Source organism: Arthrobacter sp. TRD_SC_6, assembly GCF_055361185.1.
This window is the reverse complement of sequence record NZ_CM143953.1, coordinates 3,038,390-3,051,015: the sequence shown is the minus strand read 5'-3', so window position 1 is coordinate 3,051,015 and position 12,626 is coordinate 3,038,390. Positions and strand designations below refer to the sequence as shown.

Below are 12,626 nucleotides of genomic sequence, written 5' to 3'. Positions count from 1 at the left end.
GTGCCCGCCGTCGTCGTCGGGGGCGTCCTAGTCCCATCCCTCCTGCGGCGTGTCGCAGGAGTTCCGGAAGACGTACTGCGAGGGGCGCTTGCGCTGGCGGCTCGACCAGTCGATGGCGGGTCGGCGCTGTTTTTCGGGAAGGTAACCGAGCCGGTAGACGGCCATCAGCTCGAGCTCGTCCGGGACACCGAGGAGCTGTTCCACGCGCTTCCAGTTCGCAGGAACCTCCATTGGGAATGAGACAAACTGGATGCCCATTCCGAGCTCGACCGTCGTCAACCAGAGATTCTCCATGGCAGCGCCCATGCTGAACACCGAGTAGAAACCGGAGAGTTCCCCGGGCCGGTACTCGGCCCGGTCCAGCATCACTCCAAGGAGCAAGGGAGAACCGGCAACCAGTTTCCGGTTCTCTTCCCCGAGGGTATGCGGCACCCGAAGCTTGTTCATCAGTGTCTGCCCGGAGGGCGTGAAGACCTTCTTCGTGAAGGGGCGGAGCATAGCGGGTAGCTGGTCGAAAAGCATTCCGTCCCGACGCGCATCCATCTCGGCTTCGCTGAAGCGGAAGTAGCGCTTGTATCGCTCAAAGAACGTGCCTTCCGCCATCACCTGTGTCATGCTTTCGCCGCTGATGCGTGCAATCTGGTCAATGGTGCTGCGCTCCTCGATCACCACGAACCGCCACGGTTGGCTGTTCAGTTGCGACGGCGCCGCCCCTGCGACCTGCATCAACAGCTTCTGGTGGTCCTCTTTCACGGGGTCCGGGAGGAACGGCCCATTGGTGGTCTTGCGGTTGAACACAACGTCGAGGAAGTCCACTGCTGTCCTTCGGTAGGAAGTGATGCTGCGCTCAGGCGAGCACGAGGGTAAGGCTCAGGATATAGAGCGGCAAGGGAGCGAGCGCGACCGCCACGTGCCGCCGGGGGTGTTTGCGCGCGGAACCAACGTAGGGGAGTGCGGCAAGGGGTACGACGGCGGGGAGCAGGTACCAGCCGGCAGTCGAGTCGCTCCAGAAGAGGGAGCTGATAGCTGCGACGGTCAGGGCAACGGTGAGGATATACAGCCCGTGATGGAGCCAACGGAATCCTGAGGAGTTCACCCATCCAAGACGGACGGAGGTGCCAAACAGGGCGTTGACCGAATAGACCGCTGCAGCGAGGACAAAGGCCAGGGTGACGGGGCTCATCCGCTATCGCCGCTGCGTCCCGTGACCATGGCCCCATTCTTGCATCGCCTCCTGTGGGCCCTGCGTGCGGCGGAGGGCAAGGAGCGGACGCTTCAGTTCGCCTCAGGGGATTGGAGGGAAATGAAACGCGAATGATTCGCGTTTAGTTTAGACTGGTACCGCTTGTAGCACCCCGTCCCTCTTCTATGAGCAGATTGAAGGAAATCATGCGTCACTTCTCCGCGCGTACGACGGCGGCCCTCGCCGCTGCGGCAATACTTCCCCTGGCGATCGCCGGCTGCGGCCAGAGCACGTCCGATCCCGCTGCGGCCGACGGTGGCACCCTCCAGGCCGTCACGTCCACCAACGTCTACGGCAACATCGTGGAAGCGATCGGTGGGGAGCACGTGGAAGTGACGGCGATAGTCAACAGCCTCAGCCAGGACCCTCACTCCTACGAAGCGACGGTCCAGGACAAACTTGCCGTGTCCAAGGCGGACCTGCTGGTAGAGAACGGCGGAGGATATGACCAGTTCCTTCATGGCTTGGCTGACGAGGTGGACCTGGATCACGAATACATCATCAGCGCCGTTGAGGTCTCCGGCGTCGATTCAGAGGAAGAGCATGCTGGGGAAGAGCACGCTGAGGGCGAGCATACAGAAGAAGAGCACGCTGAGGGCGAGCATGCTGAGGGTGAGCACGGCGAGGACGCGCACGCCCACGGATCCTTCAACGAGCACGTCTGGTACAAGCTGGACGCCATCGCAGACCTCGCAGAGACCATCAAGGTGAAGCTGTCCGCGCTGGATCCCGACAACGCCGCCACGTACGAGACCAACGCAGCCTCATTCACTGAAGAGCTCAGCGCGCTTCAGGAGCGGGCCGAGGGGCTGCACACCATCGCCGAAGGCAAGGCGGTAGCGATCACGGAACCCGTTCCTGTCTACCTGCTGGAATCCGCAGGGCTCGAGAACGTGACGCCCGCCGACTACACGGAAGCAATTGAGGAAGGCGCTGACGTTCCCGTCGCCGCGCTCAATGAAATGCAGAAGCTGGTGGAGGGCGGCTCGGTTGCGCTACTTGCCTATAACGAGCAGACCGAAGGCCCGCAGACCCAGTCCGTGCGCGATGCCGCAGCAGGGGCCTCGGTGCCGGTGGTGAACTTCACTGAAACGCTCCCTGACGGCGAGGATTTCCTCTCCTGGATGAGCGGAAACCTGGACCGCATCGAAGAAGCGCTGAAGTCCTGACAGAATTGGTGCAGACACACCATTGCCCGCAGCTAGGAGACCAGGTGGCCGACGACGACGGCGCTGCCGCACGCCCGATTGTGAGGCTTCGGTCGGCGTCCCTTTCATTCGGTCAACGCACTCTCTGGCGGGATCTGGACCTGGACATCCAGCCAGGTGAGTTCCTTGCCGTCCTGGGCCCCAACGGTTCGGGAAAAACAAGTCTCCTCAAGGTCCTGCTGGGCCTTCAGGAGCTTGATTCCGGGACCGCCGAGATAGACGGACACGCTTTGCACCGGGGTAGCAGGGCGTTCGGGTACATCCCACAGCAGAAGTCCTTTGCGCCGGAAACGCCACTCAGGGCCCGTGACCTGGTCGGGCTCGGTATTGATGGTCACCGGTGGGGGATCCGGCGCGGTGGCTCTGAATACCGGCGCACCGTGGACTCCCTCCTTGAGAAGGTGGGGGCGTCGTCGTACGCGGACGCTCCTGTCGGAAGGCTCTCCGGCGGCGAACAGCAGCGCCTGCGTGCCGCCCAGGCGCTGGCCACCGACCCCAAGGTACTGCTCTGCGATGAGCCGTTGCTGTCGCTGGACCTTCACCATCAGCAGGCAGTGAGCATGCTCATCAACGCACAGTGCCGCGAACAGAACACTGCGGTGGTCTTCGTCACCCATGAGATCAACCCCATCATCGACTACGTCGACCGGGTGCTCTACCTCGCGGGCGGGCGCTTCCGTGTCGGTACTCCCGAAGAGGTGATGACCAGTGAAGTGCTCTCCGATCTCTATGACAGCCGGGTGGATGTGCTTCACAGCAACGGCAGGATTGTGGTGGTTGGCCTTCCGGATGCAACCACTCATCACCATGTGGAGGTAGGCCAGTGACCTTTGACGAGTTCATGGGTGCGGTGTTCTCTTTCGAAAACTACGGCGAACTGCTTCCGCTGGTTCAGAACTCCATCTGGGCGGGGGCAGTGCTCGGGCTGTTGGGCGGCTTGATCGGCACCTTTGTCATGATGCGGGATCTTGCCTTCGCAGTCCATGGGATCGCTGAGCTTTCCTTCGCCGGCGCGGCGTTTGCGTTGCTGATCGGCGCCAACGTGGTGTTCGGGTCACTCATCGGATCAGTCATCGCAGCGCTTTTGTTGGGATTGATGGGAATCAGGGCGCGGGACCGCAATTCAATCATCGGCGTAATCATGCCGTTCGGGTTGGGCCTCGGCATCCTCTTTCTGGCGCTGTATGAAGGCAGGGCGGCCAACAAGTTCGGGCTGCTGACCGGGCAGATTGTGTCCGTCGATGAAGTGCAGCTGACGCTGCTGGCCGGCGGCGCCGTCGTCGTCATCATTGCACTGGCGGCAATCTGGCGGCCGCTGACGTTCGCCAGCGTTGACGCTGAGCTTGCTGAGGCGCGCGGGGTGCCCGTCCGCGGGCTTTCGCTGGTGTTCATGTTCCTGCTGGGCGTCGCCGTTGCGCTGTCGATCCAGGTGGTGGGTGCGCTGCTGGTACTCGCGCTGCTCATCACGCCTGCCGCCGCAGCGCTCAAGGTGTCGTCGTCGCCGCGGCTGGTGGTGCTGCTCAGCGTCATATTCGCCTGTGTATCCGTGGTGGGCGGAATTCTGTTGGCCCTCGGTGGGCGTATTCCGATCAGCCCCTACGTGACCACCATTTCGTTCCTGATCTACTTGGTGTGCAGGGGGATCAGCTGGCAGCGCTCACGGAAGTCGCCGTCGACGCGGAGGCTCATGCAGCCCGCGTAGATGGTCTGCTGGTGGCCGGCTACCCGACCGCTTTTCTGGCCGTGCATTCCGGGCAAAGCCCGTAGATTTCCACCGTGTGGGCAACCTCGGTGTAACCATGCTCCCGGGCGGTGCGGGCTGCCCACTGCTCAACAGCAGGTGCTTCGATCTCCACTGCACGGCCGCAATTACGGCACAGCAGGTGATGGTGGTGGTGCTCGACCGCACAGCGGCGGTAGACGGCTTCGCCCTCGCCATTGCGCAGGACATCAACCAGGCCGTCGTCGGCCATTGACTGCAGGATGCGGTAGGCGGTCGCGAGGGAGACGGAATCGCCGCGTTCATGCAGCTTCCGGTACAGCTCCTGCGTGCTCACGAAGTCATCCAGTTCGTCGAGGGCTGCGCTGACGGCGCGGCGCTGCTTGGTGACGCGCTGCTCTGAACCCTTGCGGATGGGTTGCGCTGCTTCCGATGTCATACCTGGCTGGCCACCCTTACTATCCCGTTAGTTCAATATCCGCCACACTCAACCGCGTCAAGGTTAGCACCGGGAGATCACCTGCCAAGCGACGCAATTTCCTCCGCAACGCACAGCCCGCACGTTCATGACGGCGATAGTCTGGCTGCATGCTGCTGACAAAGTTCACCCATGCCTGTGTACGGCTTGAACACGCCGGGTCCGTGCTCGTTGTGGACCCGGGCATCTTTTCGGAGGTGGAGGAGGCCGTTGAGGGCGCGGCTGCAATCCTCATTACCCATGAGCATGCGGACCACTGCGATGTCGACCGGGTCGCGGCAGAGGTCCGCAGTAACGGAGAGCTCCTGGTGTATGCCCTTGCAGGCGTCGCGGACACTCTGCGGGGTGCGCTGAGCTCAGGTACAGACATCGACGGCGGAGCCTCCCGGGTGCACGAGGTCGAGCCGGAGCAGAGCTACACAATCGCTGACTTCGACGTGCAGACCTTCGGCGGGCAGCACGCGTTGATCCACCCCCACCTGCCGATCGTGAAGAACGTTGGCTACCTCATCAACGGCGAGCTGTATCACCCGGGAGACTCGTTCATCGTCCCGCACGGTGTCGACGTGGGCACACTGTTGGTACCGGTTCATGCGCCGTGGTCCAAGACGGCCGAGGTGATTGATTTCGTGACTTCCGTCAGGGCTCCGCGGGCACACCAGATCCACGACGGCCTTCTGAACCAGACCGGGCTTGCGATGGTCGAAGGGCATGTCTCCAGGTTGGGCAGGCACTATGGAACCGAGTTCACCCACCTCGATCCGCGCCAGAGCGTGACCATCCCGCCGGAAGAGCCAACTGCACAGTAAACCAGCTTGGCCCGGTTAGTCCGCCTCAATCCTCGGCCGCGGGCCAACTGTGTAAGTGGCCACTTCCTTCAGGTGGGATCCGCCCTTCGCTGCCCTGTCATCAAGGCCCGTTGCCCACCAAAGCCTTACGCCTTCCGCGGAGTCCTCGAGGCCGGCCAGGTTGTTGTCGAACCATGGTCCCTTCACTCCCTTCCATCTGAACGGCGGTTTCGGCACATGGACCGACCGCGCGACGAGGGAACCCACCGGACTGGCCACACCATAGGACAGGATGGCGGTGGCAAACCGCATGATGCGGGGCAGCGGATTGCGGATAGGTGAGCAGACAGCCTGGATAATGCGGCTGCCTGAATGACGCTCAACCTCGACAACGTAGGAGAAGTGGACGTCACCGGACAGGAACATCACCGTCTCAGGAGCTGGTCCGCGTTTTCCGTCTGCTACCTCCGTGACCATGTCAGCCACCTTGCGGAAGCTGCGTTGGAAAGCAGCCCAGTGCTCCAGGTCAACAGCGCGCCGGATGCGCTCGCCGATGACAGCTCCACGCTCGCCCCAGGCGCCCTCAGCCAGAGCTTCATTCCAGGACTCGATATGATGCAATCCGCGCGGGAGGAGGAACGGGAGCGAAGTGGCGATGATCAAATGCCGGAAACCGCCCTGCAGGCGTTCATCCAGCCATTCCATTTCCGCTTTATCGAGGAGGGATCGTTGACCGGTTTCGAGGACCCGTGCGGCGCGTGAATCCACGGTGATCAGTCGGATGTCGCCGATGTCCCGGCAATAGCTCCACCGGTAGGTGTCGGGGTGGGCATCAGCCTGCTCGGCAAACGCCTCGAGCTCCTCCGTCAGGTCCAGCTCACCCGGTCCGGAGTGCGAACATATGCGTTGCCACACTCTGTCCTGGGCGCGGGCCTCGGGCGAAAGGTTACCAAGGTGTTGGTAGACCCAGTAGGAGGCCAGCCCGGAGACGATCCGTCCGTGCCACCAGGAGGTCGCATGCATTTCCTTGCGCCACGCCAGCGAAGCGTTCCAGTCGTCCCGGACATCGTGGTCATCGAAGATCATGGCGCTGGGCAGGGTGGAGAGCAGCCAGCGGTTGGCGTCGTCCGACCACGCCAGCTTGTAGAGGTGGGCGTACTCCTCGTAGTCCTTCAGTTCCTCTCCGGGCCCTTCATCGATATTGCGGCGGGCCCGGATGAAGTCCTGCATCTGGGCGCTTGTCGCATCGGCATAGACCTGGTCGCCGAGGAAGGCCACCAGGTCGGGCCAGGCGGTGTCGCCGTTGTCCTCGGCCCGGTCGAGGGCGTAGGCGCGCATCGAGTCGATTCCGTGGCGGCCGTTGCCTTCCTCGTCGTGCGGCACACTGGTGCGGCAGGAGCCAAAGGCCATCCGAAGCGGACGCTCTGGATTGAGCGTACGGATTGTCGACGCCGGGTAGCGGGAGTCCGGCTCGGGCCAGACGCGGGACTCGTTGATATGCACGCTGTATTCGGTGGTGGTACCGGGGCGCAGGCCGGTGGCTTCCAGGAGCGCGTAATGGTGCCCGTGGACCGCGAAGGTCGATGCCTCCCACTGCCGGTTACCAGTGCGGAGCACAACCTGGCAGGCGGCGCTCACTTCCACCCAGACGCTCGCCGAAGTCTCATCGACATACCGGAGCAGGGGACCGAGCACGAGGGAAGCTGTCATTACCCCTTTGTACCGTGTGAGCCCGTCCGAGGCTACACGGCCGAGCCTAGGAGGGTGGCAGCGCTGCCAATTGGAGTGTCCGGTTCCGCTGTGGTGAACTTGATTCACACCCGACCGGTGTGTCACCGGTCACACATATCTAAGGAGATCTTCATGGAGACTCTGATGGACGTGCGGGCGCTGCGGGACCGGATGACCTCCGGCCGGCAGACTGTCCTGCTGGATGTTCGCTGGTCCTTGGGTGACCCCCACGGTCAGGAACATTATCGATCAGCTCATATCCCCGGCGCTGTTTACGTAGACATGGAATCGCAGCTCTGTTCCAGTCCAAATTCAGAGGAAGGGCGGCACCCGCTTCCTGAGGCAGCGGCGCTTGAGGAAGCAGCGCGGCAGTGGGGAATCAACGACGGCGATGAAGTGGTCGTTTACGACGACAACGGGAACCTCGCAGCTGCACGCCTCTGGTGGCTGCTGCGCAATGCCGGAATGACGTCGGTTCACCTGCTCGACGGCGGTTTGGCGGCCTGGAATGCTGCAGGCTTTGAGACCGAGCGCGGTGACGAACACCGCTGCCTGGGCGACGTGACGCTCGGCTCGGGAGGCATGAGTGTGCTCGATCTGGGTGATGTAGCGAGCTTTGCCGATCACGGACTCCTGCTGGACGCACGTGCCCCAGAGCGCTTTCTGGGAATCACTGAACCGATCGACCCGAAGGCCGGGCATATCCCAGGGGCGCTGAGCGCCCCCACAACGGACAACCTCACCCCACAGAAGACTTTCCTCCCATCCGCGGAACTGAGGCGAAGGTTCGCTGCCCTCGGTGTGACCGAGACAGCTGATGTTGCGGTGTACTGCGGGTCCGGGATCACAGCAGCGCATGAGATCGCCGCGCTCGACATCGCCGGGTTCTCCGCCGCTCTCTATCCGGGCTCCTGGTCCCAGTGGTCGGCGAGGGCTGACCTCCCGGTGGCCAGCGGGCCCTGAGCGCATTCGAAGGTTGACTCCAAACCTGCTGTGAGAGAGTGGGCACCGGGGACAATGTCCCCGGTGTCCAGTACCAACGCCTGCTGAAGGAGTACTCGTGAGCTCGCTGTTCACCAGGATTATTGACGGTGAAATTCCCGGACGGTTCGTCTGGAAAGATGACGCGGTGGTGGCGTTCCTGACCATCGAGCCCATCACGGACGGGCACCTCATGGTGGTGCCGCGTGAGGAAGTGGCGCACTGGGTCGATGTTGACCCCGGGCTGCTGTCGAGGGTCATGGGCGTAGCGCAGCGGATCGGCAAGGTGCAGGAAACCGTCTTCGAGGCGAAACGAATCGGCATGCTGATCGAGGGCTATGAGATTCCGCACGTGCACGTGCATATCTGGCCCACGCACAGTGCCGCTGAATTCGATCCACACAACGTGGACCGCAACGCTGACCCTTCGAAGCTCGATGCCCACGCAGAGCGTCTGCGGGCAGGCTTGCGGGAGGCGGGCTACGCGGAGTACGTGCCGGACTGATCGCGGATGCACCGAACCCGCGGATCGGCGGTCCAGGGCCGCCGCGGCTGTGAAAGTTCCGGAGTTCACGCCGCGAGTGCGTCGCCTAGCGCGGCGCGGATCCGTTTCTCCGAGACGGAGTATGCGGTGCCCAGCTCCTGGGCGAACAGACTGATCCGTAGCTCCTCGAGCATCCACCGTACCGATGCCAGGCCGGGCGGCACCGTGCGTCCCTGCGGCGCAACGGAGGCGACGGCGTCGTCGTACTCATCCTCGAGCCGCTGGATGATCGCTGTGCTCACGCCGTCGCGCTGGACCGTGGTGTCGAGCTTCTCGAGCCTCTTCTCGATGCCGCCCAGGTAGCGGGGGAGGTGGGCCAACTGGGCATAACCGGTGCGGGCAACAAAACCGGGATACACGAGGTTCTCCAGCTGGCTCTTGATGTCGTTCAGGGCGGTGATCAGCGCAAGGCTCGTGGACCCCTTGAGCCGCTTCTCGATGCGGCGAGCACTGGCAAGGATCTTCTCGACGGTGGCCGTCACGACGAACACCGTATCGATGAGCTCCGCACGGACTGTCTCAAACAGAGCGTCAAACTCTTCCCGTGTCCTGGGCAGGGTAACCGGTGTCAGCTTGTCGATCGCGGCTATCGAACAGTCCTCGATCAGTGCGCTTACGCTGCCGTGCGGATTCTGGGTAAAGGTAAGTTTCTCCGAGTTGCTGAGATGCTCCAAAACGTAGCGCGAGGGGCTCGGAACGCGCAGGGCAAGCAGCCGGATGACGCCTCCGCGCATGGCCGAAGCCTGTTCTGCGGCATTGGGGAAGACCTTCAGCGCAGCGGAGCCTCCCTCGTCCACGAGGGCGGGGTAGCCGGTGACCCGGTGCCCTCCGACTATCCGGGAGACCTCGGCGGGTATCGCGCCGAACGTCCATTCCGTTGCGCCGGTGACCTCCTGGATGCCGGGGCCTGCTTCCAGGCCCAACGACGACGACGACGTCTGCTCCTTGCGCCGGGCCTGTGGCCTGGTGGTGGCGGGGGTCGCACCAAGCGACTCGGCAATTGCGCGGCGCGTCTGCGGCGCCAGCTCTTCCTGCAATGACTGGAGGCTCTTGCCTTCGTCGAGGATGCGACCGTTGCCGTCAACCACCTGGAAGGTCATGAGCAGATGCGGCGGCAGTAAGTCCCGGTTCCAGGAGCCGGGTGGGATGATGTGGCCCTTGAGCCTGCGCAGGGCGAGTTCAAGCGAGGGTTCGAGCTCGTCACGTTCCGGGTCGAAGTCAGCGTGCAGTGCTTCGACGGCGGTGCGAGCCACATCGGGTGCGGGGATAAAGTGCTTGCGGACCTGCTTTGGAAGGGACTTGATGAGGGCGGTGACCAGTTCCACCCGGATGCCGGGAATCTGCCACAGGAACGGGCCAACCTCGAGCTGGTTGAGGAACAACAACGGAACCTGCACAGTGACGCCGTCGGAAGCGCCCGGCACATTGGGGGAGAATTCGTAGCTCAGGGGAAGTTCGAATCCCTGCTGGTGCCACGTCTTCGGGAACGCTTTCTCATCAAGATCGGCATCCCGGCTGAGGAGCTCGTCGGGAGAAAAATCGAGCAGCTCCGGATCGGTCTGCCGGGCCTGCTTCCACCACTTGTCAAAGTGCCTTTCGGACACCACCTCCGCGCCGATACGGGCATCGTAGAACTCGAACAGCGTTTCGTCGTCGACCATGAGGTCGCGGCGGCGCATCCGGTTCTCAAGCTCCTCGATCTCGGCAATCCGGGCTTTGTTGCGGTGGAAGAATTTGTGGTGGGTACGCCAGTCGCCCTCGACCAGCGCATTTCGGATGAACAGCTCACGCGCCAGTTCCCTGTCGATCCGCCCGTAGTTGATGCGCCGCTGAGGCACGATGGGCACGCCATACAGCGTCACCTTCTCGTAGGCCATGACCGAGCCCATTTTGCGGGACCAGTGTGGCTCGCTATAGCTTCGCTTCACCAGGTCCGGTGCCACCTCTTCAGCCCACAGCGGGTCGAACTTCGCGGCCACGCGGGCCCAAAGCCGCGACGTCTCGACAAGTTCAGCGGCCATGACCCAATCGGGGCTCTTTTTGAACAGCGCACTGCCCGGGAAGACTGCAAACCTCGATCCACGGGCGCCGGCGTATTCCCGCTTGCGTTGGTCGTACAGGCCGATGTGGCTGAGGAGTCCAGCGAGCAGGCTGATATGGATGGCGTCATTGTTGCCCACCGGGTCCACGGAGCCTGGCGGGAGGGTGATCCCGAGGGGCTTGGCGAGTTGGCGCAGCTGCGTAAAGAGGTCCTGCCACTCCCGCACGCGGAGGTAGTTGATGAACTCATTGCGGCAGAGCTTGCGGAACTGCGTCGAGGAGAGTTCCTTCTGCTGCTCCTGCAGGTAGCGCCAAAGATTCAGGTAGCCCGTGAAATCAGAGTTCTCGTCGATGAACCTGCGGTGCTTCTCGGTGGCGCTCTGCAGTTTCGCCGCCTGGTCAGGCTGCGGGCGTTCCCGTGGGTCCTGGATGGTCAGCGCCGCGGCCAGGACCATCACTTCCTTGGCACAGCCACGCCGTCCGGCCTCAACGATCATCCGGCCAAGGCGTGGATCCACCGGCAACTGGGCGAGCTGGCGTCCGACGGGCGAGATTCCGCCATCGGCGTTCAGGGCGCCAAGCTCGCGGAGGAGGGTGACGCCGTCGTTGATTGCCTTTGAATCCGGCGGCTCGACGAACGGGAACTCAGCGACATCCCGTGGGCCGCGGGTGACACCCATGGCGGTCATCTGAAGAATCACGGCGGCGAGGTTGGTCCGGAGTATTTCCGGGTCGGTGAAAGGCCGGCGTGCCTCGTAGTCTTCCTCCGAGTAGAGGCGGATGGCGATGCCGTCGGAGACACGGCCGCAGCGCCCCGAGCGCTGATTGGCGGAGGCCTGCGACACACGTTCGATCGGCAACCTCTGCACCTTGGTTCGGTGCGAGTATCGCGAGATGCGGGCGGTACCGGTGTCGACGACGTACTTGATACCGGGGACAGTCAGGGAGGTTTCGGCAACGTTCGTTGCGAGGACTATCCGGCGTCCCGACCCGCCCGGCTTGAAGACCTGATGCTGCTCCTGGAGGGACAGACGCGCAAAGAGCGGCAAGACGGTGGTTCCCCGCAGGCGCGGGTTGACCTGGATGCGGGCGCGCAGTGCGTCGGCGGCGTCGCGGATCTCGCGCTCGCCGGAGAAGAACACCAGGACATCCCCGGGAGCCTCCATCGCCAGCTCGTCGACGGCGTCGCACACGGCATCGAGGGGGTCGCGGTCCTCCTCGAGCTCGTCGTCGGAATCGGACTCGCCCGCAGGCTGGCTGAGGGGCCTGTACCGGATTTCGACCGGGTAGGTGCGGCCGGAGACCTCGATGATAGGCGCCGGCTGCTTCGCCGCAACCGCTTCGTCAGCGGCGAAATGGTTGGCGAAGCGTTGCGGGTCGATGGTCGCGGAGGTGATGATGAGCTTCAGGTCGGGGCGCTTGGGCAGGATGCGCTTGAGGTACCCAAGGATGAAGTCGATATTGAGGCTGCGTTCGTGTGCCTCGTCGATGATGATGGTGCTGTACTTCTTCAGGAGTTTGTCGTGTTGAATCTCGGCAAGCAGGATGCCGTCGGTCATGAGCTTAATGCGGGTGCTCCGGCTCACCTCACCGGTGAAACGCACCTGATACCCGACTTCCTCGCCGAGCTTGACGTCCAGTTCCTCGGCGATGCGTTCGGCGACCGTGCGTGCGGCAAGGCGTCGCGGCTGTGTATGGCCGATCATCCCAGCCTTGGCCAGCCCGAGCTCCAGGCACATTTTCGGGATCTGGGTGGTTTTTCCCGAGCCGGTCTCGCCGGCGATGATGGTGACCTGATTGGCGGCGATGGCGGCCATGATGTCTGCCCGCCGTTCGGAGACCGGTAATTGGGCGGGGTAGGAGATTGTCAGCGACATGATTATCTCCAGTTTA

The 12,626-nt window shown here is 63.2% G+C and carries 11 protein-coding genes; 6 read left to right on the top strand and 5 right to left on the bottom strand.

Annotated elements, in window-relative coordinates:
* Positions 1 to 27: 27 nt before the first annotated feature.
* Positions 28 to 816, bottom strand: a complete 789-nt coding sequence (locus ACWA1U_RS14470; RefSeq protein WP_463722858.1) for a nitroreductase family protein — start codon at positions 814 to 816, stop codon at positions 28 to 30.
* A gap of 31 nt (positions 817 to 847) precedes the next feature.
* A complete protein-coding gene (locus ACWA1U_RS14465) occupies positions 848 to 1,183 on the bottom strand; it encodes a hypothetical protein (RefSeq protein WP_463722857.1) in 336 nt (111 codons plus the stop codon).
* A gap of 206 nt (positions 1,184 to 1,389) precedes the next feature.
* On the opposite strand from ACWA1U_RS14465, the gene ACWA1U_RS14460 reads away from it, so the two are divergent.
* The 3 genes from ACWA1U_RS14460 to ACWA1U_RS14450 all read left to right on the top strand — a co-directional run bounded on the left by ACWA1U_RS14460 (position 1,390) and on the right by ACWA1U_RS14450 (position 4,153).
* Positions 1,390 to 2,412: a metal ABC transporter solute-binding protein, Zn/Mn family gene (locus ACWA1U_RS14460; protein ID WP_463722856.1), complete on the top strand. Its 1,023-nt coding sequence runs from the start codon at positions 1,390 to 1,392 to the stop codon at positions 2,410 to 2,412.
* An 80-nt stretch (positions 2,413 to 2,492) separates the two neighbouring features.
* Positions 2,493 to 3,278: a metal ABC transporter ATP-binding protein gene (locus tag ACWA1U_RS14455; RefSeq protein WP_463725056.1), complete on the top strand. Its 786-nt coding sequence runs from the start codon at positions 2,493 to 2,495 to the stop codon at positions 3,276 to 3,278.
* Positions 3,279 to 3,292: 14 nt separating this feature from the next.
* On the top strand, positions 3,293 to 4,153 hold the full coding sequence (locus ACWA1U_RS14450) for a metal ABC transporter permease (RefSeq protein ID WP_463725055.1): 861 nt from the start codon (positions 3,293 to 3,295) through the stop codon (positions 4,151 to 4,153).
* A gap of 19 nt (positions 4,154 to 4,172) precedes the next feature.
* On the opposite strand, the gene ACWA1U_RS14445 is transcribed toward ACWA1U_RS14450, so the two are convergent.
* The gene (locus ACWA1U_RS14445; RefSeq protein ID WP_463722855.1) at positions 4,173 to 4,610 is read right to left on the bottom strand and encodes a Fur family transcriptional regulator; all 438 of its coding nucleotides are present in this window, start codon (positions 4,608 to 4,610) and stop codon (positions 4,173 to 4,175) included.
* A 149-nt stretch (positions 4,611 to 4,759) separates the two neighbouring features.
* Here ACWA1U_RS14445 and ACWA1U_RS14440 point away from each other — a divergent pair, with 149 nt between their 5' ends.
* Entirely contained in the window at positions 4,760 to 5,458 is a 699-nt protein-coding gene (locus tag ACWA1U_RS14440) for an MBL fold metallo-hydrolase (protein ID WP_463722854.1), read from the top strand.
* A 15-nt stretch (positions 5,459 to 5,473) separates the two neighbouring features.
* Here the strand turns inward: ACWA1U_RS14440 and ACWA1U_RS14435 are convergent, their stop codons facing one another.
* On the bottom strand, positions 5,474 to 7,147 hold the full coding sequence (locus ACWA1U_RS14435; protein ID WP_463722853.1) for an alkaline phosphatase D family protein: 1,674 nt from the start codon (positions 7,145 to 7,147) through the stop codon (positions 5,474 to 5,476).
* A gap of 153 nt (positions 7,148 to 7,300) precedes the next feature.
* Between ACWA1U_RS14435 and ACWA1U_RS14430 the strand changes: the two genes are divergently transcribed.
* The gene (locus ACWA1U_RS14430; protein ID WP_463722852.1) at positions 7,301 to 8,131 is read left to right on the top strand and encodes a sulfurtransferase; all 831 of its coding nucleotides are present in this window, start codon (positions 7,301 to 7,303) and stop codon (positions 8,129 to 8,131) included.
* A 97-nt stretch (positions 8,132 to 8,228) separates the two neighbouring features.
* Positions 8,229 to 8,654: an HIT family protein gene (locus tag ACWA1U_RS14425; protein ID WP_463722851.1), complete on the top strand. Its 426-nt coding sequence runs from the start codon at positions 8,229 to 8,231 to the stop codon at positions 8,652 to 8,654.
* 65 nt (positions 8,655 to 8,719) lie between these two features.
* Here the strand turns inward: ACWA1U_RS14425 and hrpA are convergent, their stop codons facing one another.
* Complete coding sequence (gene hrpA / locus ACWA1U_RS14420; protein ID WP_463722850.1) at positions 8,720 to 12,610, bottom strand: ATP-dependent RNA helicase HrpA; 3,891 nt, start codon at positions 12,608 to 12,610, stop codon at positions 8,720 to 8,722.
* Positions 12,611 to 12,626: the final 16 nt, after the last annotated feature.

Excerpts from the sequence above, each read along its gene's own strand:
- ACWA1U_RS14435 (WP_463722853.1), bottom strand. The coding sequence starts at position 7,147 with ATGACAGCTTCCCTCGTGCTCGGTCCCCTGCTCCGGTATGTCGATGAG.
- ACWA1U_RS14465 (WP_463722857.1), bottom strand. The coding sequence starts at position 1,183 with ATGAGCCCCGTCACCCTGGCCTTTGTCCTCGCTGCAGCGGTCTATTCG.
- hrpA (WP_463722850.1), bottom strand. The coding sequence starts at position 12,610 with ATGTCGCTGACAATCTCCTACCCCGCCCAATTACCGGTCTCCGAACGG.
- ACWA1U_RS14430 (WP_463722852.1), top strand. The coding sequence starts at position 7,301 with ATGGAGACTCTGATGGACGTGCGGGCGCTGCGGGACCGGATGACCTCC.
- ACWA1U_RS14450 (WP_463725055.1), top strand. The coding sequence starts at position 3,293 with ATGGGTGCGGTGTTCTCTTTCGAAAACTACGGCGAACTGCTTCCGCTG.
- ACWA1U_RS14445 (WP_463722855.1), bottom strand. The coding sequence starts at position 4,610 with ATGACATCGGAAGCAGCGCAACCCATCCGCAAGGGTTCAGAGCAGCGC.
- ACWA1U_RS14460 (WP_463722856.1), top strand. The coding sequence starts at position 1,390 with ATGCGTCACTTCTCCGCGCGTACGACGGCGGCCCTCGCCGCTGCGGCA.
- ACWA1U_RS14440 (WP_463722854.1), top strand. The coding sequence starts at position 4,760 with ATGCTGCTGACAAAGTTCACCCATGCCTGTGTACGGCTTGAACACGCC.